The sequence below is a fragment of the Natribaculum luteum genome, from assembly GCF_023008545.1.
GTDB classification, from domain to species: domain Archaea; phylum Halobacteriota; class Halobacteria; order Halobacteriales; family Natrialbaceae; genus Natribaculum; species Natribaculum luteum.
Window position 1 is genome coordinate 1652898 of the sequence record NZ_CP095397.1, and the last position, 26374, is coordinate 1679271.

Genomic DNA, 26374 nt, shown 5'->3' on the forward strand with positions numbered 1-26374 from the left:
CCACGAGGACGTCCGTCAGCGGGCGTCGCTGACGCCGCCGGGGAACGTGTCGTCCTTGAGTCGAACGGTTCCAGAGTCGGCGGTGATGCGAATCGACCGGTCGCCGTCGTACGAGCGCGCGGTGCAGTCTTCGATCCAGACGTCGTCCGCACCGTTGACGACGATCGGGACGTCGCTCGTCTCGAGCGTGCTGTCGTACAGGAACGCGTCGTTGCCGCGGAGTTCGATGCCGCGGCGTTTCCCCGCCCCCGGCTGGTCGACGGAGAGCCCTCGGAACTGACAGCCGTTCCGTTCGCAGTAGATCGCGTGACGCATCGGCGACCCGCCCGCGTCGCCGGTGATCCGTACGTCCTGGACGCCGACGGTCCCGGCGTCGCGACCGAGGATCCGAATCGCGTTGGCACTCCCGTCGATCGCGACGTCCACGTCCTCGACGTACGTCGGTCCCGCTGCGGGGTCGATCCGAATTCCCGAACTCGGAACGGGACCGATCGCGATACTCGAGTCTGCGATCGACGCCTCGTCGACGTCGTTCATCACCCTGATCGCGTCGCCGTTGGGCCGTGGCAGCCGGAGGTCGACGTTCTCGACGTCGATCCTGCCGGAGTCGAGACGGATGGGGTGTTGACGCACCAGTCGATCCGGGTTGCTGTCGACGACGCCCGTCACGTTCCGGATCGTTCCCCTTCGTCCACCGAGGCGGATCGATCCGGTGGTGCTGTTTTCGAACCAGCCGCCGTCGACGACGGTTCGGCCGGTCTCGCTCGAGACGTACAGGCCGTTGTCCGGAAAACCGCCCAGGACGCAGTCTGCGAAGACGATCGTTCCGCGGTGGTGTTCGTCCACGCTGATCCCCGTCGGCCCGCGCCACATATTCCCGGCGTTGGGCGTCTCGTCGACGTGACAGCCGCCGTCGAAGGCCCGGAACCGTTCGACGAGGCCGTGTCCACTGGCGTCGACGACGTCGAACCGTCCTGGTCCCCACGTGCCGCTGTCGTGGACGCCGTGGATGTAGACGTCCTTCACGACGAGGCCGTCCGTGACGACTGCGTCGAGGACGCGAATCCCCGTGTTCGGCGCGGTCTGGTCGACGCGGAACCCCTCGAAGCGAAGGTCCCGTCCGGGTGCGTAGCTGGTACCGAGCCGGAACAGCCGGTACTGCGGTCCCTCGAAATCCTCGTACGCCGCCGGAACCAGCGTCGCGTCGTCACCGACGAACCCGACGTTCTCGAAGTCCGTCAGTCGGAACTGCTCGTCGACATAGTACCGTCCCGGTGGAAATCGAAGCAAGGTGTCGTCGCTGGCCCGCTCTCGAACCACGGGTGTGATCGACTCCGCTCCGCTGTCGTCTGCACCCGCCTCGACGACGTCGACGACCGTCCGGTACTGATCCTCGACGTTCCAGGCGGTGGCCGACCCGGCAAACGAGAGCACAGCACCGATCCCAGCGGCGGCGCTCGTGAGATACCGTCGTCGACCGAATCGTCGGTCAGGTATTTGTTCTCTGGTCACACGCTTTCGGTTGCTTTTGACACCGTTACTTATATCACTGATAACTCGGCGTTACGAATTAGCCACGGTACGATCACCGTTGCCAACGGTACGCGGACTCCGTTTCGTGGCGGGGACGATCCGATCCCGTCCGGCACCACGTTCTCACTTATCAACGTATTAAGCCGGCCACGGACCCCGAATGTCGACCTCGAGCGGCGACGAAACCGAACCGTGCTAAGAGGCGTATAAGAAAGGGCGGGCGGTTCGTCTGCCTCACCCATGACGAACCGAACCCGCCGATCGTTCGTAACCACCGTCGGTACGATGAGTACGCTGTCGCTCGCTGGCTGCGTCTCTAGCCTGAACGGCTCGGGCAGCGCGAACGACGACCCGTCGGCGAACGAAACGCCACCCACTGGAACGTCGAACTCGGGGAGCGAACTCTCTCACCTGCCTGGCGAATCCATCGCGGACTTCGAAGACCTCGAGCAGTGGGTGACGATGGTCGACAAAGGCGACCTCGCCGCGACAGACGACGACCCCTACGCCGGCTCCCAGTCCGCCCACCTGACGGCCGACGACGCAACCGAGTACGTCGGCGTCTACACGACGGTGTCGGACGGACTGGACCTCAGCGGGAAGAACCTCTCGCTTGCCGTCCGGTACACCGGCCGCCAGCAACTCGATCTCACGCTCGAGTTGCTCGCTCCGAACTCGCGAAACGCCCTCGGGATGCGCCGGACTCTCACGGGACCGACCGACCGCTGGGTTCGCGTCGACTTCGGCGTCAACCGTGTCGACACCCAGCCCGACCTCTCCGACGTCCGCGAGATCCGTCTGGTCGCCCGGCGTCGTGGCGACGACGGCGGCTCGATCGACTGTGCGATCGACGACCTGCGCGCGGTGGACCGCCCCGAGACGGGTGCCGTAATGTTGGTGTTCGACAGCACGCTCGAGTCACACCACGAGGTCGCCTTCGACGTTATGCAGGAGTACGACTACGCCGGCGTCGAGGCGATTATTCCGGAGGCTGTCGGTAACGACGGCCGGCTCACGATCGACGCGATGTCCGAACTCGACGATGCCGGCTGGGACATGGCGGCACGTCCGCGGACCGGCGCACAGTTCTTCGACGACTTTTCGCCCGAGGAGCAGGAGGGGCTGATCAGACGCACGAAGACCTACCTCGAGAACCGCGGCTTCGAAGACGGCGCGAAGCACTTCGTCACGCCGAAGAACGTCCTCGGGCCCGACTCGATGGATCTCGTCCGGGAGTACCACGAGCAGGCGTTCCGATACGGCGGCGGTCCGAACGGGCTACCCGCCACCGACCCGCACAACCTCGGCACGTTCTCCGGCAGCGCTGACGAGGCGAAGCGCTTCGTCGAGTACGCCGCCCAGTACAAGCAACTCGCGGTGCTTCGCTTCGAGTACGTCGGCGACGACGGCATCAGCGAGCGTGCGTTCCGCGACCTGCTCGAGCACGTCGACACACAGGACGTCGAGGTCGTCACCGCGACCGACCTCCTCGAGCGGTAGCCCCCGTCCGAAGCGGTGACGCTCGTTTTGACGGGCACGTGGTCCCGAGCGGCCCGACCGACGGCTTTCACGTCGACCCCGGCGTAAAACGGCTACGCAGTTCGTGTGCGAACTGACGATCGGCGTTGTAGGTGTCAGTGATGTTAGTAGCGGCTCTCACTGCTCGACTGGTACTGACCTGGGTACTTTCGGCGCTGTCTATCGTTCAGAACCTCCTCGGCTGGTGTTTGGCCATTGAGCGCTCGGGTCGGTCGATCGTGGCGCAGTGAAACGGTCTGAAACCGCTTTTCGACATGATTTCGGTCGCTGTAGTCGTGCTGACCACTCGAGTCGTGGCGAGCGATGGCAGCCAGACAGCCGCAAGCACCGCCGAGAAACGCTGTCTCGTCGATCTCGCGTTTCGAGGCTTCTCTGCGCAGGAGTCTCGCGAAATCGCTCAAAATCGGGAGGTCGCTACTGGTACTGCCAGCGATCGCTCAGGCCCGGGTGCCCGTCTGCTCCGGAGCGGCCCGGCGGTGTTTCGCCCACGAGCCGATCGCCCCGCCCAGCGCACCTGGGATGGCGTAGAACGCGAGCAGGAGTAACCCGAGGACGAGTACACTGAACGACGCGACGAGCCCCGCAAATAACAGGGCCGTCAACGTCGTGATGGCTAACAAGACCAGCGACCCGAAGACGGTCGCGATACCGCCGTGGACCGCCCCGGAACCCACTGTCCCGCCAGCGAGGTATCCGGCGGTGAGGCCACCGAGTAACCCGATTCCTCCCCAGTACAGTAGCACGATCGAGGCCTCCGATCCGACGTAGACGAGGCCGCTGATGAACCCTAACGCGAGGCTCACGACGAATCCAGTTAGGATCGCTGTCCAGTTGATGTTCATGGTCGACTGGCACAATGCTGTCAACGGAAATAAACCCCGTTTCAGGGGATACGGATAGTACGATCCCGCTGACTGTGTCTCGTCGCCGTCGTCAGCCATCGATAGAGACCGCTTCCACAACGGTTTCAACGGAATCCCCCACGTGCGACCGCGTCGGTACCCGGTACCTGGATGCCCGTTTTTTGGTAATTCTGCCCGAAAATGGACTTTCGTTAAGACACCTACTGTGGTGTTATCTCACATGGGTGAAACAGACTCTCCAGTACAGAACGTTCGCGTCTGGTCGGCACACGAACACCTCGGCTGGTGGGTTCTGGGAGCTGTGTTACTGGCTGTGCTCGGACTCGTCGTCAACCAGTATCTCCCGTGGCTCATCTTCGGGCTGTTCATTTACTACGTCGCGCGGCCCATCACTCGACGACTCGAGCGGCGTATCGCCTCACCGACGCTCGTCGCGGCCCTGACACTGCTTCTCATTATCGTCCCGATCATCGTGTTAGCCGGCGCGATCTTGCTCGTGGCGCTCGGGCAACTCGTGGCGACGGTCTCGGACATACCGGTCGACAGAGTCGTCGCGCAGTTACCGGTCTCGATCCCGAACCTCCCGAATACGCCGACGGAGGTATACGACACGACGCTGGTGCTGATCCAGGATCCGTCGGTCCAGAACCTTCTGGGCACGTTCGGCGGCGTCGTCGGTGCGATCGGCGCAGTGCTGTTCAACGCGTTCATCTCGCTGTTGATCGCGTTCTTCCTGCTGACAAGCGACCGAAACATCGCCGCCTGGTTCGAATCGAACGTGTTCGGCGAGGACAGCCTCGCATCGGCGTACCTGTCGGCCGTCGATCGGGGACTGGGTTCGATTTATTTCGGCTACACGATGACGATCTTCGCGGTCATCATCCTCTCGGCGGTCATCTACGCGGTGTTCAACTTCACTGCGCCAGGGGATCTGACGATCCCCTCGGTAGTACTGTTCGCCGTCGTCACTGGCCTCTTTACGCTCGTCCCGCTCGTGGGCCGGTCGATCGTCTATCTCACGGTCGCTGCGATCCTCGCCGTCCAGGCAGTCACCGTCGATCCGCGTCTCATCTGGTTCCCGCTTGCGTTCCTCGCGGTCATGATCGTCGCGTTCGACAACCTCATCCGGACGTACATCCGGCCGTACCTCTCAGGACGACTGCTCAACACCGGACTCGTCATGTTCGCGTACCTGTTCGGGCCGCCGCTGTTCGGCTGGTCGGGGATCTTCCTCGGCCCGTTCCTGATGCTGTTTATCGTGACGTTCATCCGGATGATCCTCCCGGTCTTGGCCAATCAAGAGCACGAGCGCGCTGACGTCGAGTCCGAGCACACGCTCGACGAGTTCTCCGATAGCGTGGCCGACCAGCAGGACGAACAGCCGCCCGATACAGGCCGTTCTGACCTCGGACCCGAGGATGACCCGACGGTGTGAGGTTCTGCCACTGATGGACCACGACTCAGAATCCGGTTTCAGTCGAATCTAGCCACTCGTAGGGGACCAGCCGTTCGCCCGAGCGAGAGTGGGTGGCTACTCAGCCCAAAAGGGTGTTGAGGCACAGAACCTCGTCGGTACGGGTGCCCTCGGCGGTGGGCTCTGGGCCTGCTCATCGGGCTGATCTTCCTCGTACCTGTGCTGGGAATGGCGGTTGGCGCAGTATCCGGCGTGCTAGGTGGGACGTTCGCCGATATCGGTATCGACGATTCGTTCATCAAGGAAGTCGGCGAGACGATCGACTCTGGTGAGTCCGCGCTGTTCATACTCGTGAGTGACGTCCAGCGGGACCGCGTCATCGAGAAACTCGAGCCGTACGACCCCGAACTCCTCGAGACGCACCTCTCACCGGAGGACGAAGACAAACTCCGCGGACACTTCGTCGCGGAGGAAGTGACCACGTGAATCCTGGAAACGAGCGGTCGTTTGGAGGCGTCCAGGGGTCCAGTCTCGCACAGGCGACACGACGATCACGCAATTCCGATAGTATCGATGGATTCTAGACGGCACCCGTCCGGAACAGCGCGACGATGGCTCCCGAGACGAGCAACACCATTCCGACGACGAGCAGCAGCGTCTGGAACCAGTCGCCGACCGTAAACCCGAGTCGGTCGTTCGTCGGCTGGCGGTGCGGAGACGCTGGCGCTTCGACGGGACCGGGAAACGCCGCCAGCACCTCGCGGAGTTCGCCGAGTCCGAGCGCGCCGGTGAGCAGCGCACAGAACACGAAGATCACGAAGCCCGCCGGCGGGACGACGACGAGCGCAAGCCACGGCTTCGTGATGTTCGTCGCCATGGCGAAGATCGGGATCGACGAGAGGCCGGTCGCCAGCGTCGCCTGTCCGATTCGCGCCCCGACGAGCGGCCTGAACCCGACCAGCCGGGCGCTCAGACAGTGGAAGACGAACATCGAGCCGTAGCCGACGCTGGTCGCGACGGCCGCGCCGTGCATTCCGTAGCGAGGGATCAACAGGGCGTTGAGCGCGACGTTGATCACCGCCGCCAGACCGGTCGCAACGACCGGGTAGCGGAGCGTCCCTTTCCCCTGTGCGACGGCCAGGATCGGCCGCGCGAGCGCGAAGCCGAGCGCGCCAGGTAACAACAACAGCAGCGGTTCGATCGCCGGCGTGGCGTCCGGACCGAAGTAGATCGGGACCGCAACGTCCGCCAGCGCGGCGAGTCCGACGGCCATGACGGCCGTCAGCAAGAACGTGTACCGCGTCGTCCGGGAGGCGAGTTCGGAGATCTGCCGGTGGCGGTTCTGCGACCACAGCTCCGAGGTCGAGTGGACGTACACCGTCTGGAGCGCCAGCGGGACGAACCAGAGGAACTCCGCGAGCGTCAGCGCCGCCCGGTAGTGGCCGACCTGGGCGCTTTCTCTGAACCGCTGGAGCATGATGATGTCGACGTGGTACAGCGACGTCAGGAGCAACACGAGGACGACGCTCATCGAGTTGAACGTAAGCATCGTCCGGCTGGGAAACCTCGAGGGCGGCCGGCTGAAGATACACCGGAGCGAGACCTGGCGGTGGACCAGCGCGAGGCCGACGACGGCGACGAGCGCACTGGCCAGTACCCGACCGGCGAGCGCGCCGATCACACCATGTCCGAGCGCCACGAGCGGGATCGCGAGGGCGACGAACGCGACGGTGTCGAGAATCTGCAACGGTTCCGAGTACCGCTCGAGTCCGAAGCCCATGAGCGTCTTGCGGGCGTAGCTGCGAAACTGCGCAGCGAGCACGAGCACCGCGAGGACGTGAAAGTACGTCGCGAATCCGGGGCCGAAGGCGAGTTCGACGATCCTGCCTCGAGCGGCGACAACGAGGAGGGCGGCACCGACGACCGACGTGAGGATCGCCAGCCGGAAGTAGAAGCCGACGACGAGTTCGCTCCAGTTCGCGATCGGCCGATCTTCGGCGAGGAACTTTCGGACGCCGTCGGTGATCCCCGAACTGACGAAGATCATGTAGAGTGCGAACACGGAGAGGAGAAACGAGTACTCCCCGAACCGCGACGCACCCAGGAGACGGTACAGAAGCGGTGTCGTCAGTGCGGTCACCACGAGGATGACGACCTTTCCGCCGACGACCGAGAGGATGCCGCTGGCAATGCTCCGGTTCACGGGTCCACCTTCAAGGATCGGCGACGATCGGCGGGCTTCGCTGTCGCCACTCGAGCGACGTCCGACGTACACACAGTACCGGAGACTACCGTATCCTGGAACGTTATTATAGAGGCGTTAAACGGCTCGAGACGACGAATTAGTGCATACGCGTCCCCGGCCGGGCGTCGCGACGGCTCAGTACGTGTTGGCCCAGGTCGTGACCCCGCTGGCGCCGTAGTCTCTGATTCCGTTGATGAGTCGGTTCTTCTTGAACGCCGGATTCGAAGCGGAGGTGTAGAGACAGACGGCTTCGCGGCCACTCTGATAGGACTCGAGATCCGCGTCGCGGACGACCGTGTCGGAGCCGAGTTCGACGTAGGGATACTGGTCCGCCCGGTAGGTTCCGCGATAGACGACGGTGTTCGAACCCGTGTTGACCATCGCGTTTCGGTCGATGCTACCGGGGCCACGCTGGGTGACGTCCACGACGTTGAACCGGCAGTTGTCTCGCTCACAGCGAATTCCGTCGCGGAAGCCGCCGCCGTCCCCCGCCTCGCCGGAGATCGTGACGTACTCTGCGAGCACTCGATCCTGTTTGTCGCTCTCTCGAATCCAGAACGGGTGGCCGCCGGCCGTGTTGTGTTCGATCTCGGTGTCGGTTACGACCGTCTCGCCCGCCAGCGGCGAAATCACGATTCCGTGGTTGACGTCGTCCCCTGCCATCTCGATTCGCGTGTTCTCGATCCGTGCGCTCTCGCAGGTGTTCATCACCGACAGCGCGTGGCTCGTCGGGTCCGGCGACGAGACCGTGATCGCGGCACCGTGGACGCGGATACCGTGCCCGTTCTCGATACGGATCCCGCGCTGGGACTGATCTAACGGACGCGTGCTGTCGACGCGAACCGTCGGCCACCTTATCTGGCTGTTCGACCCGCCGACGCGGACGTTCGCGCCGTTGCTGTTCTCGTACAGGCCGCCGTGAACGACGATCGTCCCGTCGCCGTGTGCCGCGTACAGGCCGTTGTTCGGGAACGCACCGAGCACGCAGTGGTGAAACGTGAGTCGGCCCCGGTTCTGATTCGCCTCGATTCCGATCGGCCCTCGCCAGCGGTCGCCGGCGCTCGGCGTGTTGTCCACCCACTCGCCGCCGTCCGGTGCGCGAAATCGTTCGACGATGCCCTGGCCGTCGGGGTCGGTGACGTTGAACATCCCCGGTCCCCAGGTGCCACTGTCGTGCTGGCCGTAGATGTTCACGTCGCGAACCTCGAGTCGCTGGGAGGCGTACGCCTCGATCACGCGAATGCCCGTGTTCGAGGCGGTCTGGTCGACGTCGAATCCCTCGAACCGGAGACGCCGGCCGGGGCTGTAGGAGACGCCCAGACGGAACAGCCGGTACTGGGGGCCGTCGAAGTCGTAGTAGTTCGCCGGAACCAGCGTCGCGCCGTCGCCGACGAACCCGACGTTCTCGAAGCCCGTAAATCGGAACTGCTCGTCCATGTAGTATCGCCCCTCCGGGAATACGAACAGCGTGTCGTCGGTGCGATATCGCTCGAGAGTCGGTGTGATTGATTCGCCGCCGGTGTCGTCGGCTCCGGCCTCGACGACGTCGACGACGTTCTCGTACTCGTCGTAGTACTCCGAGTACGGCCCGGACGCGCCACTCGCGGTCGACGCGAAAGTCGCTCCGGCTGCTCCCGCGGCAGCTACGGTCTGCAAGAACGTTCGCCGCGAGGATACTTCGGTGTCAGAATCGTCCCCCTGTGTTCGTCCACGACAGCTATCGAAGTCCACGGGTCGATCACCCGCGTTCGACGTCGGTACGTCTCGTTGTTTCCCCATAGAGAGTCACTTTCAGTAAAGTCACGTTTGGGTTCAATATCTATGGATTCGGATATCCAGTCTTTAAAAGTGAACGAATTAACGAACTTTTGATAGTTGTTTCTCTGGGACGATCGAGTGAGTGATCAATATCGAAATAACTCGCCACTGTATCGTGAATATCGACTCACACGTGGCGGTGGCAGTCGTCTGAAACTGTATCGGGTAGAATACAAATATATTTAGAATGTTCGAATACTCTCGAATAGCTGACAGTATTTCGATCGCTCACGAAACGATAGATGAACGAAAACTGTCGCGATGCCGCCCTCGGAGAATCAGTCGGGATCCGAGCGGGTGTGGTCGTGCTCGAGCGTGGTCGCGATGAGACTCGAGACGGCACGCCTGAGTCGCTGGGAGACGGCGGATGTCGACACGTCGAGTTGGTCCGCCAGGTCACCCTGTGAGACGCGTCTCGGGATGTCGTAGTAGCCAGCGTAGTACGCCAGCGAGAGGATCTGGCGCTGGCGATCGGTCAAGATGTACGTGTCGTCGTCGGTCGCCGTCGACTCGCGCAGCTGCGTGACGCGAAACGAGATCCCGTGTTCGCGACAGTACTTCCGAAACGAAGAGAGGACGTCGCGGGTCGGCACGTGTATCCGGGCGAGCCACCCGCGACCGTTGCTCGTCCTCTCGAGGACGAACAGCCCCTGCTCGCTGCAACACGGCGGAACGAGTTCGAGGTCGGTGTCGACCACCACCCGATAGACGGCCCGGTTGGCGAAGGTCGCGACGCGAGTCGGATCAGAAACCGTGTGATCCGCCACCATCGCCGACTCGACAGCCGAACACTCGTCTCCGAACACGGAGACGAAGAGCAACCGCCCGTCACTGGCCGTCTCGTACTCGTGCCTGATCGTCACGTCCGGTCCGGCCTCGATCGTCGGCACTAGCGCGAGGTCTTCGGAGACGAGTTGTACTTCTGCGACAAATCCCATCGACCAGGTCCCCTGCTACGGGCCATCGGCCTCGAGCGGACATACTTATCGGGCCGTTAATGTCTCGTTTGACTGTTGTGCTGGCTGAAACTGAGTGTCAGGCCCGCTCTCAGTCGAATCGAGCAGCGAGTCGTGACCGTAACGAAAAGACCCACCCGGTGGTGACTGTGAGAGACGACTGTCGCCCCCGGCGACTGTCCGGTGTGGCCACGACCGCCCCGAGTCGATCGCCTACTCGAACTTCTCCAGTAGCTTCCCGTAGAACCTGCTGTCGCGTTTTCTCGCCAGTTTTTCGACGATCAACTCCGGCGTCGACCGTGCGAGGTGATCTTTGACCGGCGAGCGGTTCACCTCGAGTTCGCCGTCGACGAGACCGACGGCTTCGATCCCGTCGACGGTCACGTCGAAGTCGGCCATCTCGCGGATCTCGCCGGCCAGGTGCGAGACGAACACTGCCGTCGCGCTCTTTTCCTCGAGCGCCTCGAGAATGCCGGCAATGATCTTCGCCGACGCTCCCGGTTCGGTGATGCTCTCGAGTTCGTCGACCAGCACGAGGCTGCCGTCGCCGCCGTCGGCGAGGTCGGCGAACTCCCTGACGGTCGACTCGAACGCGCCAGCGTCGAGCGTCCCCTGGCTCTTGGCGTGATAGTGAAGGTCGTCGAACCGTCGCAGCCTGACGTCCGCCGCAGGAACGGGCAGCCCCATGTGGGCCAGGACGACGACGCTCGCCACGAGGTCGAGCGTCGAGGTCTTCCCGCCGCTGTTGACACCCGACAGCAGGGCGACGCCCGAGACCGCGTAGTCGACCGGATCGATCGCCTCGAGCGGCTCGTCGAGCAGTGGCGAGCGGCCGCCGTCGATCGCGAACCCGACCTCAGCGTCCGCGTCGACGAACGTCGGCATCGTACACTCGAAGTCCCGGGCGAACCGTGCGATCGCGTACTCGACGTCGAGTTCGAGGGCGTCTCTGACGAGTCGCGTCGCTCCCTCTCGCTGTGCCGCGAGGTCGCCGGCCAGTTCGCGCTTGAGTCTGGCGGCCCGGCGCTCTTTCGCCGCCGTCAGCTCCTCGCGCAGCCGCGAGATGGCGTTCTCGTCGCGTTCGACGGGAAAGGTCGGCTCGTCGCCGAACGCCCGGCGGGCGATCTCCGCCTCGCCGGCATCGAGATCGAGCGCGTCGACGAGGTGCTCGCGTGCGCTCTCGACCGCGGCGGCGTACTCGTCGGCGAGTTCTCGCGAGAGCAGCGAGTCGACGCCTGCCCCGCGTTCGACCAGCGAGAGGAGGTCCGACCCCTCGATGGTGACGTCCTGCTCGCGAATGGCCTCGCGAAGGCGGTCGTTCGCGACGCTCTCGGCCGCGCTGGCGGCCGCGTCGAGGTCGTCGACGGCGACGGTCAACCGATCGAGTTCGTCGTCGCCGGCGACGGTACCGTCCGCGGCGAGTCGCTCGAGGCCGTCCTCGAGCGCGTCGAGGTCGCAGTCGGACTCCAGTCCCGCCCTGCGGTGGACTGCGATCGCTGCTCGCAAGGTGTCGCGGTTGCGCGCGAAGAAGGCGAGCGCCCGCTCGGGGACGACCTCGGCGGGGTCCTCGAGGGCGTCCGGGCGGACCTGGACGTCGCCCTCGACGTCGACGCCGGCGAACGACTCGTCGAGTGCGATCACGGTCGCGTACCCTCGCGCGAGTTCGGCGAGGTCGCGTGCGTCCTCGACCACCTCGACCGAAAGCTCCGGGATCGCCTCGCGGGCCTCGCTGTACCGTTCGGCGTCGGTCGTCGCCAGACACCGGTCGCGGACCCGGACGTCGCCCGCGTCGTCGAGCGGCCTGACGTCGGCGAGGGCCTCGAGCACCTCGGGGTCGGGGTCGCGGGTCACGGCCTCGCGAGCGAACGCCTGGACCTCCTCGATGCGCGAGCGTCGGCAACTCGGATAGATGGTCTCCAGTCGCTGGGCGGCGTAGCTGGTGACGGTTCGGTCCTGGAGCGACGAGAGGAGGGTCCGGTAGATTTCGCGTGCACGGTCGGTCGCGAGGAAGCCGCCAGGGTCGTCGTGCTCGCGGCGGATCGCCCCGCGGGCGATGCGCGCGGCGCGTCCCTGCGTGATGCCCGGTGCCCGCGCGAGCGTGGCCACATCGCCGGTCCGTAGCGCACGCTCGGGGTCGTCGAGTTCGGCGAGCGCGCTCGCGGTCTTCTCGCCGACGCCCGGAATCGACTCGAGGTCCATCGACCGGCGTATTCCACCGAGACGAGAAAAAACTCCCGCCCGAACGTGGACGGTCGCCGGTCGGCAGCTGTCTCCCTCGCAGGCGATGAGTCCCGGAGTGGCGTTTTTTCACGCCGAAGCACGTATCCGTTGGCGAATGCGACCGTCCGCGTTCACGCTCGTGCTCGTACTCTCTGTCGCGCTCGCCGGCTGTAGTCAGCCAATCGTCGGCGACGACCCGCCGAACGATACCGACGGCGCGGCGGACGTCACCAACTCGACCGACGAGAACGCCACCGCCACGTTCGTCACCGACGAGGGCAACGCCACCGTCTCCCTCGAGGTCGCCGACACGAGCGAGGAGCGCACGCGGGGGCTGATGTACCGCGAGTCGCTGCCCGACGACCACGGTATGGTGTTCGTCTACGACGACGCCGACGACCGGTCGTTCTGGATGAAAAACACGTACGTCCCGCTCGACATGATCTTCGTCGCGCCCAACGGGACGGTGCTGAACGTCGAACACGCGGAGCCAGAACCCAATACCTCGACAGCGGATCTCGAGAGCTACGAAAGCGACGGGCCCGCTCAGTACGTCGTCGAACTCGAGCGGGGATTCGCCAATCGAACGGGCGTCGACGCCGGGGCGGAGATCGTCTTCCACGACGACCTCCGCGATCGCTGACCCCGTCTTCCTTTTTCGGGATCGCCGTCGTAATCCGGGCTATGGCCCCACCAGAGGTCGGTGCGCTCGAGTACCACGAGCGGACGAAACACTCCCCACAGAGCGTGCGCACGAGCGGACACCGACTGGACTTCGACAACAAGCCGACACCGTACAAGGTCTACGAAGCGCTCTCGACGCGCTCGCTGTCCGAGTCGGTTCGACCGCCCCAGCAGTCCGCGCTGACCGCGGTCGCCGAACCGGCCCCCGACGGCGACCCGACGGTCGTTCCCGATCGCGAGACGCTCGCGACCCTCTGTTACTACGCAGCCGGAATCACGAAACGGATCGACGTCCGCGGCGGCACTCGCCTGTTCCGTGCCGCATCGGCGACGGGCGCGCTCTACCACGTCGACCTCTACGTCGTCTGTGGTGACCTCGAGGACGAGACGGTCGCCGAGGGTGTCGACCTCGAGGCCGGCGTCTACCACTTCGATCCCCGTACCCTCTCGCTCGACGTGCTCCGGGAGGGCGATTACCGCGGCGTGCTCGCCGACGCGAGCGCACACGACGGCGTCGCCGCGGCCCCGCTGTCGATCGTCGCGACCTCGACGTGGTGGCGAAACGCCTGGAAGTACCGGGAGCGAACCTATCGCCACGCCTTCTGGGACTCCGGGACGATTCTGGCGAACCTGCTCGCCGTCGCCCACGCGCTCGACCTGCGCGCCGAGGTCGTGACCGGCTTCGCCGACGCTCCTGTCGTCGACCTGCTGGGGATCGACCCCGAACGGGAAGCACCCCTCGAACTCGTCGCGATCGGGGCCGGGAGCGGCGTACCCGACCCGCCGTCGGTCGCGCCGATCGATCCGCGAACGGCACCCCTCTCGCCGAACGAGAAGACGTTCCCGCTGATCCACGAGGCGTGGTCGGCGAGCGTGCTCGCGGACGGCCGGTCGGCGGATCGATGGCGAACCGACCGGCCGGCGGAGTCGATCGGGACCCGCGGGGGAGACGACGGCGAGCGGATTCCCCTCGACCCGGTCGACCACGAGACGGCCTCGAGTCGGCCGCTCCACGCGACGATCCGCCGTCGCGGCTCCTGTCGCGAGTACCGGCGCGAGCCGATCAGTTTCCGCAAACTGTCGACGGTGCTCGATCGGGCCGTCCGCGGCGTTCCGATGGACGTCAGGCGCGAGGACGACCCGCCGCTCTCGTTCGCCGAACCCTACCTCGTCGTCAACGCCGTCTCGGGCCTCGAGTCGGGGGCCTACCGGTACCACCCTGCCGAGGGCGAACTCGAGCTCCTGGGCCGGGACGAGTTTCGCCAGGAGGCAGGCCACCTCGCGCTCGACCAGCGCCTCGGTGCCGACGCGGCCGTCTGCGTCTACTTCCTGACCGACCTCGAGTCGGTCGTCGACGCGTTCGGCGATCGCGGCTACCGGGTCGCCCAGCTCGAGGCGGCGCTGACGGCGGGCCGGCTCTACCTCGCGACCTACGCCCACCGGACGCTCGGTGGGACGGGCCTGACGTTCTACGACGATGCCGTCACGGACTTTTTCGCATCACAGGTAGACCGGACGTCGGCGTCGCAACCGTCGTCCCAGTTCGACCGCGATGCGTTCGCTCGGACCCCGATGTTTCTATATACGATGGGCCGGCCAGCCAACGTGACGTGACGGCAGCCTCGGCGTGGTCGGACCGGGAACGGAGCCGTCTATATAGTCGCACATCGTCGTCAGACCCCCACGTATCACAATATATAAGAAAACGAATACTTTTAAGACGACCGCACGGCGTGGTGATACTGTCGTGTCATCCGTCGTCTCTACCGATACTCTCCAGGCGGCACAGCAAGCCCTTCGGCGAGAGCGTCGGCAACTCGAGGACGAGCGACACGCGTTCGAGCAGTTCCTCGAGCGAGTCCGGGCGCTCGAGCCGAACCAGTCTCGATCCGGACCTGCCGGACCGGCACCGCTCGCGCCTCGACACCGGACCGGACTCGAACGCGTCCGCGACGCCTACACCGAGACGGTGATGTGTGTCCCACACTACCACGATGTGTACGACGAGCCCTACGCCGAACATCTGGCTGGCGAACTCGGCGAGGAACTCGCGGCGGCGATCACGAAGGGGTCGCAGTTACACCCGTCGCTCAAACGATCGCTCGTCGACGCTGCCCGCCAGGCCGTCAGCGTCCGGGAATCACTGCTCGAACTGCTCGACGACGAGGCCGCCGCCATAGAACGGGCCGAGCGGGAACTCTCGGAGCTGCTCGACGAGCTGGCGTCGCTTTTGAACCAGCCGCTGGATCGCCTGGAGTTCAACGCCCTCCGCCTGACGCGAGAACGGCTCCAGCGGCTCCAAACGCGGTGTGACGACCTCGCCGCACGACGTCAGGACGCCCTCCGTCGCAAGTACCAAACTGGACTGATCGACCTCGAGGATTTCGGGCAGTACCTCTACGACGAGTGTCCGAGTACGTACCCGCTGCTCTCGTCGATTGCGGACGTCGGCCGGCTGATCGATCGGACGCTGGCGCAGATCGATCGCTCGCTGTTCGTGACGACGTAGTCGTCGCCGACGGCCACCTCTCGTCGGGTGCAACTTGCTCACTCCAGCGCGGTCGTTATCCCGTCGGCCGTGCTAGGACGGATATGGTACTCAAACGATTTCTCGGCTCGAAGGCGACGCGCTCGCTGACGGTGGCGTCGGTCGTCGTCGAGGCAAAACGGGCGCTCGATCGCGGGCACAACGCCAGGGCGGTCGCACTGCTTGGCGTCGCCGTCCTCGCCTGGAAGTGGGCGGTGCTCGGCATGGCTGCACAGGGCGTCGTCAAACTGCTCCGCGGCGCTCGCTGATCGGGTCGTCCCGTCGGCAAGACGTCATCTCGAGCGAACGGGACGTTTTTGACGGTCGCTGCGAGAGATTCGGGAAATGACGACACGAAACGACGACGACGAGAGTCCACGCGTCCCGATCGTCTGTCCGGCGTGTGAGACGACAGCGAGGATCCCGCTTTCGGACGTCGCCGACCGACTCGAGAACCACAACGAGCGCCTCCACGACGGAGAGACGGTCGCCAAAGTCGACCCCGACGTCGCAGACCGCGTAGCTGACCTGGCCGCGAGCGACATGGGCTTGCTCGAGTAACCCACCGGCCGGCGGGCCGTCAGACTGCTGGACAGAACGGGTCACACGCTGACAGCACGTGAGACGCTGTCGTCAGTGGCGACGGACGTCGAGTCGCGATCAGGTGTGTACCGACCGTTGTCCGGTGGTATCACTCGCCGAAATCGGCGTCTTCGAACTGTTCGTTCGCCAGCCGATCGATCAGATTCTCGACGCCCTCCTGGCGCTCCTCGTCGAGGTCCTCGACTGCGCCGACGCCGTGGCCGCCGCTTTTGGCCGTCTGCAAGGCGTTCCTGTTCAACTCGCCGCTTGGCTCGACGACGGGAAGTTTCAGGTCGGTGAAGTTCTCCGGCGGAAATCCCGACGACGAGAGCAGGAAGTGGGCGGCGACCTCACCCAGGTCGTCGGTCTCGAACTCCTCGAGCTGTGGCTCTTCCCACTCGTCGGTGGTCGTCTCCGAGAAGTCGGGTTCGTGCAGTTCGTAGTCAGTCACGGTCGGTGCTCGGTCGGCGATCGAGTTCGATCTGCTCCCTGCCGCTGCAGCCACGTTTTGAGGAATGGGATCTCGAGTGCAGACCACGCCTCGATACGGACTACTGTCCGTCAGTTCCGGTGCAACTGTCGGACAGTCGCGGTTGCACCGGCAAATCGTCACAGCAGACCGTAGGAGACGACCGGGAACCGTCACAGCGGCTCCGCCCGGCAACGGCCGTTCGATCAATTTCCGTCCCGATACTCGTACTCGGTGTCCGGATCCTCGACGCCCTCTGTGCGCGAGCCGACCCACGCGCCGAGCGCGAGGCCGTAGACGAGATGGCCGGCGTGAAACAGCGCGAGTTCGTCCGCCTCGAGCCGAACGTCGAGCAGTTTCTCGAGCATGAACTGCGAACCGAACGCGGACAGGGCCAGCCCGTATACCGACCCCCAGACGAGCCCGCGCTGTTCCGGTTCGATCGACCGTTCGGCGGAGAGCAAGGCGAAGAGGCCGCCGAAGACCGCCCCGGCGGTCGTCCCGTACAGCAGGTGCAAGACGAGGCCGGCGATCGGGTGCTCGTCGGGATCACCGCCGCTGACGTAGTGCGCCCAGAAGTTCGCCGACGGCGGCAGCGAGCGCATGATCGGGAGTCGAAAGGCGGTCATGATGAGCGTCGCGACCAGCCCGGCCTGGAGTCCGCGACCGACGGCGGCGACGACGTGGCTACCTCTCGAGGCCTTCGCGTCCGTCGTGTCGTCGTCGTGGTCGTCCCCTCGCGACCGCTGTAGTCGACTGTACATCAGAGACCGTTCGATTCCACGAGCGCCGGCACTGTAACTGCCGACGCTGGACCTGACGGGCGTACTTAAGGATCGTCGCGACCGACGACAACGCGCTTTTGCCCGTTCGCTTCGAACACGGGTCCATGACCACGGTCGAGGAGAAACTCGAGGCGGCCCGGACCGACCTCGCGAGCCACGATGGCGTTCTCGTCGCCTTCTCCGGCGGCGTCGACTCGAGCGTCGTCGCCGCACTCGCGGTGGACGCCCTCGGCGACGACGCCGTCGCCTGCACTGCGAAAAGCGAGACGCTGCCTGCGGCCGAACTCGAGGACGCGAGGAGGGTGGCCGAAGAGATCGGCGTTCGCCACGAGGTCGTCGAGTTCTCCGAACTCGACAGTCCGGCGTTCGTCGAGAACGGCGACGATCGGTGTTACCACTGCCGGACGATGCGACTGGGTCGGATGTTCGAGACCGCCCGCGACCTCGGGATCGGGACGGTCTGTGATGGCACCAACGCCGACGATCCGGACGAGGGCCACCGACCTGGCCTCCAGGCGGTCGAGGAACTCGAGGTCTACTCGCCGCTTCTCGACCACGGGATCACGAAAGACGAGGTGCGCGAGATCGCCGACCGGTACGACCTCTCGGTCGCGGACAAACCCTCGATGGCCTGCCTCTCCTCGCGCATTCCGACGGGACTTGCGGTGACCGAGGACCGACTCACTCGAGTCGAACGCGCCGAGAACCTGCTCCGACAGTGGGGGTTCGAGCAGTTCCGCGTGCGAGACCACGACGGCCTCGCGCGCATCGAAGTCGCACCCGACGAACTCGAGCGCGCACTCGAGGTAGAGTTCGTCGAGACGGTCCGGGACGCGCTCGACGACCTCGGTTTCGACCACGTCACGCTCGACCTCCACGGCTACCGCACCGGCAGCGTCAGCCCCGACGAGTCGCCGGTCGTCGAGGACGTCTTCGAGGCGACGTACCCGACTGCCGACGACGCCTGACGCCCGTCCAGTTCTCGACGCCACCCCCCGGCCGATTATGGGCGAACGAAATCAGAAACTCTCTAGTAGTGGACGATTCGAAACGCATTCTCGGTATCGGTGGACAATATTGTCGAAATAACTCCTATTTCTATACTGTGGCGTGGTACCTGCTATCGATGACTGACGACCTTCCAGCAGCGTGGTCTCGTGATCGAGCAGACGCTTCCCGTCCGACGCCCAACGCCACTCCCCGGCGATTCCTGCGGTACGTCCACGATACCGGCGACGTGTCGCTTCGCGTCGCTCCAGCGACACTCGAGGTGACCGAACGGCCGGGGTACGAACTCTCCGTGACGATCTATCCCGGCCTCGAACTCGAGGAGCGAACCGTCGTCAGGACCGTCACGACCTGCGAGAGTTGTAAACGCCTCGCCCGGGAGTTCATGTCGGTGTTCGACGGCCGCTACGAGGGGGCCGCGAACACCGAAGCGGCCGTCGAGTACGCCACGGAACGCGTCGCTCCGTCGTCCGCGTACGACGGCATCGTCACCGACTGAGACGGTCTGCTGTCCCTCGTTTCCGCAGCGGTCGCCCAGCGGGACGCGGTCGCTGCGGGATGGACGTACAGCGGTCCGTATGAATCCCCGCTGTCCGACGACGCTCGCGCTCACTCGTGGCCGGTCCACTTCAGGAGGAACAGCGTCCCCTCGAACAGCAGGATCATGGCGACGGCGACGAGCACCGGAGCCATCATCGTCGGGTCCACGGTGAACATGAACGATAGCCCGGCGAAGGCCGCCCAGAAGTAGAGTCGTTTCTCGGCGAGCCACCGACGGGTCGTCACGCCCATCATGATCGCGAGCATGATGAACAGCGGAATCTGGAAGACGATCGCGAGAAAGCCGGTGAGCGTGATGATCAGGTTAAACGTCTCGCCCAGCGCGTAGGCGATCCCGACGCTGTAGGCGTCGCCGGCACCCTCGCCGGCGTAGTACGTGAAGTACCGGAACAGAACCGGCAGGACGAGGAAAAACGAGAACAGCATCCCGATCGCCGCCAGCACGACGCTGGTCGGGACAGCCGCGAGGTAGTACCTGCGTTCGTGTGGGTACAGACCGGGTCGCATGAACAGGTACGTCTGGTAGACGAACATCGGCAAGGCGGCCATGATTCCCAGCAGTGAGGCGACCTTGATCCGGGTCAGCCACAGCTCGAGCGGCTGGTAGACGTGTGGCCGTGATATATCCTCGCTCGGGCCGGGAAAGACGTTCTGCCAGATCAACTCGATCGCGTCCGAGGCCCACAGCAGACCGATTGCGGTCGCGGCCGAACCGACCAGGATGACGACGGCGAGGCGAAGGATCATCTCCTCGATGTGATCCGCAAGCGGCATCTCCTCGTCGTCCGGCGGGGCTTCGATGCCGCCGATGTCGTCGTCGGGCTCTGGGTAGGCGGGCTCGTTACGGTCGCGCTCCGGCAGGTCGTCGACGATACCTTCGCCGTCCGTCTTCGCCTCGCGGCGCTCGCCAGTCGCTCCGGACGACTCGAGTCCGTCCGTCGCCTCGTCGTCGTCGGTCGTCTCCGAGTCAGACGTCTCGTTCGGCTCGTCTCCCGACTCGTGACTGGACGATTCCTCGTCGATAGGTTCGTCGGTCGAGTCGTCGTCGCGCGAATCCCGGTCGGTCGACTCCCGCTGCTCTTCGGGTTCGTCGACGCCCGGGTCGTCCGACTCGTCCGTCATCTATCGAGAGATAGATAGGCCGTCGGTTATAGGCCTTTTTCTTGTGACCACTTCTGGAGCGCCACGGCGACGACGTGAATCCGGCTGCGATATCTACTCGAAAGGTTGATAACTGGATGTAAGCTATCCACGGACACTCAATGAGCATCGACGAGGATACCGCCCGGACCATAAACAGCGGCCGGGAGACGCTCGGAGCGATACTCTCGAGCGCACAGCAACACCTCCAGAAGGTGTTCATCGTCTTCGTCGCGGGCTTTATCGCCTCGTTTTACCTCCTGCGGTACTGGATCTGGCAGTTTCTCGAGTCGACGGCAAAAGCCGAGATGTCGGCACACGTCGCCGATTCGACCGACATCATCACCCGGACGCCGTTCGAGGTAATCCTCTTACAGGCGAAGATCGGACTCTTCTTCGGCATCGTCGCCGCGATTCCCGTGCTACTGTACTACTCCCGAGATGCGCTTCGCCGTCGCGGCGTCGAGAGCGTCGTGCCGATCTCGAGACGGTACACGATCGGATTCGTCCTGACCTCGTTTACGCTATTCTGGAGCGGCGTCATCTACGCCTACGTGATCTTCTTCCCGTACGCGTTCGACTTCCTCGCGGGTAACGCCGTCAGTGCCGGCGTCAAGCCCAGCTACGGTATCACGGAGTTTACCGAATTTATCGCTCTCCTTACGATCTCCTTCGGCCTTGCCGCTCAGCTGCCACTTTTCATGGGTGCACTCTCGTACACCGAGATCGTCCCCTACGAGGTGTTCCGTGACAAGTGGCGCCACGCGTTCGTCGCTATCGCCATCTTCGGCGCGCTGTTTTCCCCACCGGATCCGTTCACGCAGGTCATGTGGGCGATGCCGATGGCCATCCTCTACGTCTTCAGTCTCGGCCTCGCGAAACTGGTGACCGATATGCGCCGTCGCGGTGCCGCCCAGTCTGCCGGCCGGGGAACCGCGTTCGTGAAACGGCGCATCCTCCAGTTCGCCGCCGCCGTCGGCGTCACGTTCGCCGCCGCGTCGGCCTTCGTCAACCAGGGCGGCTTCGACCTCCTCGAGGACGACCTCTACCCCGTCCTTCCCGAGTTCCTCCGGCCCGGCGGTCCGACGACCTTCGAGGCGCTCTCCGCCCAGTACGGGCTGCTCGGTGACCTCGCGGCCGGCCTCCTCTTCGCGCTGGGTGTTGGCTTTCTCGTCTTGCTCGCCTACACCATTCGGGTCCTCCAGCAGCCGGTCTATCCCCGCGAGGCCGCGATTCGCACCGGCGATCCGGCCGAGATCGACCTCGACGTCCTCGACGCCGACGGCATCCGGGTCGCCCCGCCGCAGGTCTTCCTCGAGATGAGCGAAGAGCAGGCCCTAGAACACGCCCGGCAGGCGATGTACGACGACGACCGGGAGAAAGCCCAGGCGATCCTCGACCGGTTCGACACGCTCCAGGGCCAGACCGACGGCGACGAGGACAGTGAGCGTGCGGCCTCCGCGGGCGGGTCCCCGGCGGCCGATGCGGCGGACGAAGAGGAGGAAAGTCTACTCTCGAGTACCGCCGCCGGGATGATCGACCCGTTCACCGAAGACGAGACGACCGAGGAGGACATCGGTGGCTACGCCTACGACCTCGCGTTCATCTTCAACAGCCTCACGTCGAAGATGTTCCGCCTCGTGGGCCTGTTCATGGTCGTCATGGGGGGGACGTTCTTCTGGCTGTACTCCGGCGGACTGGGATCGATCCTCATATTGTTCCTCGACCGGGTCCCCGATAGCGTCCTCGACGAGGTGGCCGTCCGCAACGACATCGATCCCGCGGCGATGACCCTCGACCAGCTCATCGACCAGCTCGACATCGTCATCGCGCTCCACCCGGTCGAGGTGCTGATCTTCGAGGTGAAGGTGAGCACGCTCGCCGCCGTCGTCGCCGTGTTACCGATGGTGCTGTACTACGCATGGCCCGCCGCCAAAGAGCGCGGACTCGTTTACGGCGACCGTCGCACGTTCGTCGTCTGGGGTGGCTCGTTGCTCGCCGGCTTCGCCGTCGGCACGTACCTCGGCTTCTTCTGGATCGCACCGGCGGTCATCTCGTATCTGGTCTCCGACGCGATCAGCAACGGGATGGTCGTCTCCTACCAGATCAAGAGCTTCTTCTGGCTCGTGATCTTCACCACCGTCGGCATCGGCTTCCTCATGAACATCGTCGTCACGATGGCGCTGTTCCACGTCGGCGGCATCGTCTCCTACCGGTCGATGCTCGAGCGGTGGCGGCCCGTCGTCCTCGCCATCTTCGTCGTCGCGGCGTTTGCCAGCCCGAAAGGCGTCCTGACGATGCTCGTCTTCGCGCTCCCGATCGCCGTCGCGTACCTTATCGGACTCGTCGTCCTCTACGTGCTCACCGGCGGCGGTCGGCTCTTTGGCGGCGGTGGCGGCAGCAGCGCCGAACCCGAGCCCGACTCGGACGCAGGGTCCGTCGCAGAGTGATAACGACGGCTGTGACTGGGTACCGACGCAACCGCACGACGGGTCGCGGTTGCGGCGGTAACGGCTCACAGCTATCGTTACGAGGCTTCGAGACTCGAGGCGCGAGGACGGTCGCCTCCGTCGCTCGATTGTACCGTCTCGACGTGGTATGGACCGACGGCTTAACGACGCTGCATGCGAACGAACCGACCATGCCAAAGATTAGCGTCGAAATTCCACAGGAACTGCTCGACGACCTGGACGACCACGTCGGTGACGACGGCAAGTTCGTCAACAGAAGTGACGCGATCCGCGCCTCGATCAGAAAGACGCTCGACATGTTAGACGAGATCGACGACCGTCACGGTCGCCTCGACGAGGAGGAGTGATACTACTGGACAAAACGATTCACATATCGATTGCACTCGAACGGCTGTCGCCAGCGGCGACGAGCCGTGAGACGCGATCGAGTGTTTATTGACTTTTGTCCGGCAGTATGAGCCCCTCCGGCAGAATCAGATTGCCGTCCGGCAGAAGCGCCTACGATCGGTCGAGCCGCTGGGCGAACCCGAAGTTCGGCTTGACGTCCTCGACGCGGACGGTCACGACGTCGCCTTCCTCGGTCGCCGGCACGAACAGCCGGAAGCCGTCGACCGAGGCGATGCCGTCGCCTTCGCTCCCGACGTCGACGATCTCGACCTCGAGTTCGTCGCCCTCCTGGACGGGCGCGGTGAGTCGGCCCTTGCCGATGAGGTAGATTTCGGACGACTCCTGGCGCGAGGCTTTCGGACTGGTCGCGCGGACGTACTGGAACTCCTCTTCGACGTCCGCCCGGAAGTCGTCGACGTCTGGCCCCTCGAAGACCTTCACGACGAAGTCGCCGTCGCTGTCGAGTAACTCGAGTGCGGTCTCGAAGGCCTGGCGGGCGAGGTGCAGCGACCGGGCCTGGTCGAGGGAGTACTCGCCGGACATGTTCGGGGCCATGTCCGAGACGACGCAGTCGACCTCGCCGCCCGCGGCGTCGACGACGCGATCCCTGGTCCGTTCCTGGGTCATGTCGCCGCGGATCGTCTCGACCCGGTCGTCGTGCTCGGGGAGTGGCTTGATCCGCTGGAGGTCGACACCGATCACTTTCCCCTGTGGACCGACCTTCTCGGCGGCGACCTGGAGCCACCCGCCGGGGGCGGCCCCGAGGTCGACGACGGTGTCGCCACGAGAGACGACGTTCTCGAGGTCGTCGAGTTGCTTCAGTTTGTAGGCCGCCCGGGAGCGGTACCCCTCCTGTTTGGCCTTGTTGTAGTAGTGGTCCTTTCGGCTCATTCGGTGTCTCGAGTAGCCGGTCGAGTCGGATACGCGTGTCGTTCGTCGACCGACAGCGCAGACCGGGCGACATCGAGAGCGGTGTCTTCTCATGACTCTCCGTAAAGGGTGGCTTTTTATGCCGACCGTTCGTATCCCGATCCATATGTTCAAGGCCATCGTGAGCGCGGAAACGCTCTCCAGTGCGCTCGATTCCGTCAGCGTGCTGGTCGACGAGTGCAAGATCCACCTCGAGGAAGAGGGCCTCGCCATTCGCGCCGTCGACCCCGCGAACGTCGGGATGGTCGACCTCTCGCTCGACGCGGCTGCCTTCGAATCCTACGAGGCCGACGGCGGGCTCATCGGCGTCGACCTCTCCCGACTCGAGGACATCGCCGGCATGGCGGAATCGGGCCAGCTCATCCAGCTCGAACTCGACGAAGAGACCCGCAAGCTGCAGATCCAGATCGACGGTCTCGAGTACACGCTCGCGCTCATCGATCCGGACTCGATCCGACAGGAACCGGACATTCCGGACCTCGATCTGCCCGCAGAGGTCGTCCTCGAGGGGAAGGACGTCAACCGGTCGGTGAAAGCCGCCGACATGGTCTCCGACCACATCGCCCTCGGCGTCGACGACACCGAGGAGTACTTCTACGTCGACGCGGAAGGCGACACCGACGACGTCCACCTCGAACTCACCGAGGCGGACCTGATCTCGCTGCAGGTCGGTCCCGCTCACTCGCTTTTCAGCCTCGACTACCTGAAGGACATGAACAAGGCCATCCCCTCGGATACCGAGGTCACGCTTGAACTCGGCGAGGAGTTCCCGATCAAGATGCACTTCGGCTTCGCCGAGGGCCAGGGCCAGGTCACGTACATGCTCGCTCCGCGGATCCAGAGCGACTGATCGCTCGATTCGGTCGGACGATCCTCTCTTTTCGACGTTCTGCTGTCGCGTTCGTTTCGAACCCTCAGTTCCGATTACCGACTCGAGACCGTCGCGACGGCGGCACGGCGGATCATTCCGACGAGAATCGCGAAGACGGGCAGGACCAACAGCGCGCCGACGACGAACGGCGACCAGTAGACGGCCGCCGCGTACAGCGCCGCCATGATCGGCGGACCGACGGTGCGACCGAGACTGCCCGCACCCTGGGTGACGCCGAACGCCCGTCCCTGGGTCTCCGCGCTGGCCGCCGTCGAGACGAGCGTCGTGAGGCCGACGCTCAACAGGCCGTTGCCGAGCGAGAGCAGCGGAAGCGCGAGCAGCAAGACGAGAAGCGGCGGCGTCAGAAACGAGACGGGTCTGATCGGGAGAAGGTCACCGACGAGCGGCGAGAACGGCAACAGCGCGAGCGCCGCGGTGAGGGCGACGCTTCCCCCGAGGGCGATCCACGGAATCGGCACGCGCCGCGTGAGCCTGCCGACGAGCACGCCCTGGACGAAGACGCCCCAGACGCCGACGTACGTCAGGAGCAACGCCGCCTGGCTCGCGTCGTAGCCGTAGGCGTCGGCGACGAACGGGATGAACATCACCTGGACGCCGGAGAACGCAAGCGAGAGCAGGAAGAAGGCGACGACGAGTCCCCGGAGTCGGTCGTCGCCCAGCGCGGTCGCGAACTGGCCGACGACCGTCTCGCGCGGGCCCCGCGACCGAACCCGGTCGGGTTCCTCGAGGAACGTCGCTGCGAGCCCGAAACTGCAAAGCGAGAGCGCGGCAGCGGCGAAACTCGGCACCGAGAACCGCGTCGTCGGAACGACGTCGGGCAACAGACCGTCGGCGGTCGTGACGACGGTATCGCTGGCGAAGAAGCCGCCGATCGCGGGCCCGAAGACGAACCCCAGACCGAAGGCCGCGCCGACGAGGCCGAGCGACTCCGCGCGGCGTGCTTCCGGCGTGACGTCCGCGACGTACGCCTGTGCGGCGGCGATGTTGCCGCCCATCGCCCCTGCGAGCAGTCGCGAGACGAACAACATCCAGACCGCACTCGCCAGGCCGAAGACTGTCCACGCGACAGCGCTGCCCGTGAGCGACAGCATGATCACCGGCCGTCGGCCGTGACGGTCCGACAGGCGACCGAGCAGCGGCGCGAAGACGAACTGCATGAGCGAGTACGACGCCGCGAGCAATCCGATGTAGACGTCGCTGACGCCGAAACTCCGTACGTAGTAGGGCAGGATCGGGATGATGACGCCAAAGCCCAGCAGGTCGACGAAGACGACGAGCACGACCGTCGCGACCGCTCGCCGCGGACGGCCGACCGTCGCTGTTCCCGCCCTGGGCGTCGACATCGGTTGC

At 64.9% G+C, this 26374-nt stretch carries 24 protein-coding genes and 1 pseudogene; 13 read left to right on the top strand and 12 right to left on the bottom strand.

What is annotated here, in order from left to right; all coding sequences use genetic code 11:
- Positions 1 to 15 precede the first annotated feature (15 nt).
- The gene (locus MU558_RS08490) at positions 16 to 1512 is read right to left on the bottom strand and encodes a hypothetical protein (RefSeq protein ID WP_377070922.1); all 1497 of its coding nucleotides are present in this window, start codon (positions 1510 to 1512) and stop codon (positions 16 to 18) included.
- 261 nt (positions 1513 to 1773) lie between these two features.
- On the opposite strand from MU558_RS08490, the gene MU558_RS08495 reads away from it, so the two are divergent.
- Complete coding sequence (locus tag MU558_RS08495) at positions 1774 to 3033, top strand: polysaccharide deacetylase family protein (RefSeq protein WP_246974249.1); 1260 nt, start codon at positions 1774 to 1776, stop codon at positions 3031 to 3033.
- A 203-nt stretch (positions 3034 to 3236) separates the two neighbouring features.
- On the opposite strand, the pseudogene MU558_RS08500 reads toward MU558_RS08495, so the two are convergent.
- Together MU558_RS08500 and MU558_RS08505 are read right to left on the bottom strand one after the other, a co-directional pair.
- Positions 3237 to 3461, bottom strand: a pseudogene (locus MU558_RS08500) (IS6 family transposase); the annotation flags it as partial.
- Positions 3462 to 3509: 48 nt separating this feature from the next.
- The gene (locus tag MU558_RS08505; RefSeq protein ID WP_246974252.1) at positions 3510 to 3914 is read right to left on the bottom strand and encodes a DUF5518 domain-containing protein; all 405 of its coding nucleotides are present in this window, start codon (positions 3912 to 3914) and stop codon (positions 3510 to 3512) included.
- A 241-nt stretch (positions 3915 to 4155) separates the two neighbouring features.
- Between MU558_RS08505 and MU558_RS08510 the strand changes: the two genes are divergently transcribed.
- Entirely contained in the window at positions 4156 to 5370 is a 1215-nt protein-coding gene (locus MU558_RS08510; RefSeq protein WP_246974255.1) for an AI-2E family transporter, read from the top strand.
- A 207-nt stretch (positions 5371 to 5577) separates the two neighbouring features.
- The gene (locus MU558_RS08515; RefSeq protein ID WP_246974258.1) at positions 5578 to 5835 is read left to right on the top strand and encodes a DUF1269 domain-containing protein; all 258 of its coding nucleotides are present in this window, start codon (positions 5578 to 5580) and stop codon (positions 5833 to 5835) included.
- A 94-nt stretch (positions 5836 to 5929) separates the two neighbouring features.
- Here the strand turns inward: MU558_RS08515 and MU558_RS08520 are convergent, their stop codons facing one another.
- From MU558_RS08520 to MU558_RS08535, 4 genes are all read right to left on the bottom strand, one after another.
- Positions 5930 to 7552: a flippase gene (locus MU558_RS08520; RefSeq protein ID WP_246974260.1), complete on the bottom strand. Its 1623-nt coding sequence runs from the start codon at positions 7550 to 7552 to the stop codon at positions 5930 to 5932.
- 177 nt (positions 7553 to 7729) lie between these two features.
- Complete coding sequence (locus tag MU558_RS08525) at positions 7730 to 9373, bottom strand: twin-arginine translocation signal domain-containing protein (protein ID WP_246974262.1); 1644 nt, start codon at positions 9371 to 9373, stop codon at positions 7730 to 7732.
- 317 nt (positions 9374 to 9690) lie between these two features.
- Positions 9691 to 10350 (bottom strand): helix-turn-helix domain-containing protein, encoded by a 660-nt coding sequence (locus MU558_RS08530; RefSeq protein ID WP_246974264.1) that lies wholly within the window; start codon positions 10348 to 10350, stop codon positions 9691 to 9693.
- 231 nt (positions 10351 to 10581) lie between these two features.
- Positions 10582 to 12567, bottom strand: a complete 1986-nt coding sequence (locus MU558_RS08535) for a MutS-related protein (protein WP_246974265.1) — start codon at positions 12565 to 12567, stop codon at positions 10582 to 10584.
- Between the two features lie 136 nt (positions 12568 to 12703).
- Here MU558_RS08535 and MU558_RS08540 point away from each other — a divergent pair, with 136 nt between their 5' ends.
- The 5 genes from MU558_RS08540 (at position 12704) to MU558_RS08560 (ending at position 16360) form a co-directional block, all read left to right on the top strand.
- A complete protein-coding gene (locus MU558_RS08540; RefSeq protein WP_246974267.1) occupies positions 12704 to 13231 on the top strand; it encodes a DUF192 domain-containing protein in 528 nt (175 codons plus the stop codon).
- A 41-nt stretch (positions 13232 to 13272) separates the two neighbouring features.
- Positions 13273 to 14886 (top strand): SagB/ThcOx family dehydrogenase, encoded by a 1614-nt coding sequence (locus tag MU558_RS08545; RefSeq protein ID WP_246974269.1) that lies wholly within the window; start codon positions 13273 to 13275, stop codon positions 14884 to 14886.
- Between the two features lie 133 nt (positions 14887 to 15019).
- The gene (locus MU558_RS08550; RefSeq protein WP_246974271.1) at positions 15020 to 15781 is read left to right on the top strand and encodes a DUF7260 family protein; all 762 of its coding nucleotides are present in this window, start codon (positions 15020 to 15022) and stop codon (positions 15779 to 15781) included.
- A gap of 83 nt (positions 15782 to 15864) precedes the next feature.
- Entirely contained in the window at positions 15865 to 16068 is a 204-nt protein-coding gene (locus MU558_RS08555) for a hypothetical protein (RefSeq protein WP_246974274.1), read from the top strand.
- Positions 16069 to 16144: 76 nt separating this feature from the next.
- Complete coding sequence (locus tag MU558_RS08560; protein ID WP_246974276.1) at positions 16145 to 16360, top strand: DUF8149 family protein; 216 nt, start codon at positions 16145 to 16147, stop codon at positions 16358 to 16360.
- Positions 16361 to 16490: 130 nt separating this feature from the next.
- Here the strand turns inward: MU558_RS08560 and MU558_RS08565 are convergent, their stop codons facing one another.
- Complete coding sequence (locus tag MU558_RS08565; RefSeq protein ID WP_246974278.1) at positions 16491 to 16832, bottom strand: hypothetical protein; 342 nt, start codon at positions 16830 to 16832, stop codon at positions 16491 to 16493.
- 224 nt (positions 16833 to 17056) lie between these two features.
- On the bottom strand, positions 17057 to 17614 hold the full coding sequence (locus MU558_RS08570) for a DUF6789 family protein (protein ID WP_246974281.1): 558 nt from the start codon (positions 17612 to 17614) through the stop codon (positions 17057 to 17059).
- A gap of 125 nt (positions 17615 to 17739) precedes the next feature.
- On the opposite strand from MU558_RS08570, the gene larE reads away from it, so the two are divergent.
- Positions 17740 to 18603 (top strand): ATP-dependent sacrificial sulfur transferase LarE, encoded by an 864-nt coding sequence (gene larE / locus MU558_RS08575; protein ID WP_246974291.1) that lies wholly within the window; start codon positions 17740 to 17742, stop codon positions 18601 to 18603.
- Between the two features lie 158 nt (positions 18604 to 18761).
- Positions 18762 to 19142: a hypothetical protein gene (locus MU558_RS08580; RefSeq protein WP_246974294.1), complete on the top strand. Its 381-nt coding sequence runs from the start codon at positions 18762 to 18764 to the stop codon at positions 19140 to 19142.
- Between the two features lie 110 nt (positions 19143 to 19252).
- Here MU558_RS08580 and tatC read toward each other — a convergent pair whose 3' ends face one another.
- Positions 19253 to 20326, bottom strand: coding sequence for a twin-arginine translocase subunit TatC (tatC, locus tag MU558_RS08585; protein WP_246974297.1), 1074 nt, complete (start codon positions 20324 to 20326; stop codon positions 19253 to 19255).
- 140 nt (positions 20327 to 20466) lie between these two features.
- Here tatC and MU558_RS08590 point away from each other — a divergent pair, with 140 nt between their 5' ends.
- Complete coding sequence (locus tag MU558_RS08590; protein ID WP_246974299.1) at positions 20467 to 22794, top strand: twin-arginine translocase subunit TatC; 2328 nt, start codon at positions 20467 to 20469, stop codon at positions 22792 to 22794.
- Between the two features lie 191 nt (positions 22795 to 22985).
- Positions 22986 to 23162: a ribbon-helix-helix protein, CopG family gene (locus tag MU558_RS08595; RefSeq protein WP_246974310.1), complete on the top strand. Its 177-nt coding sequence runs from the start codon at positions 22986 to 22988 to the stop codon at positions 23160 to 23162.
- A gap of 151 nt (positions 23163 to 23313) precedes the next feature.
- Here the strand turns inward: MU558_RS08595 and MU558_RS08600 are convergent, their stop codons facing one another.
- Positions 23314 to 24093, bottom strand: a complete 780-nt coding sequence (locus tag MU558_RS08600) for a 23S rRNA (uridine(2552)-2'-O)-methyltransferase (protein WP_246974314.1) — start codon at positions 24091 to 24093, stop codon at positions 23314 to 23316.
- Between the two features lie 145 nt (positions 24094 to 24238).
- Between MU558_RS08600 and MU558_RS08605 the strand changes: the two genes are divergently transcribed.
- The gene (locus MU558_RS08605) at positions 24239 to 24982 is read left to right on the top strand and encodes a DNA polymerase sliding clamp (RefSeq protein WP_246974899.1); all 744 of its coding nucleotides are present in this window, start codon (positions 24239 to 24241) and stop codon (positions 24980 to 24982) included.
- A 74-nt stretch (positions 24983 to 25056) separates the two neighbouring features.
- Here the strand turns inward: MU558_RS08605 and MU558_RS08610 are convergent, their stop codons facing one another.
- Positions 25057 to 26367, bottom strand: a complete 1311-nt coding sequence (locus MU558_RS08610; protein ID WP_246974316.1) for an MFS transporter — start codon at positions 26365 to 26367, stop codon at positions 25057 to 25059.
- Between the last annotated feature and the right edge of the window lie 7 nt (positions 26368 to 26374).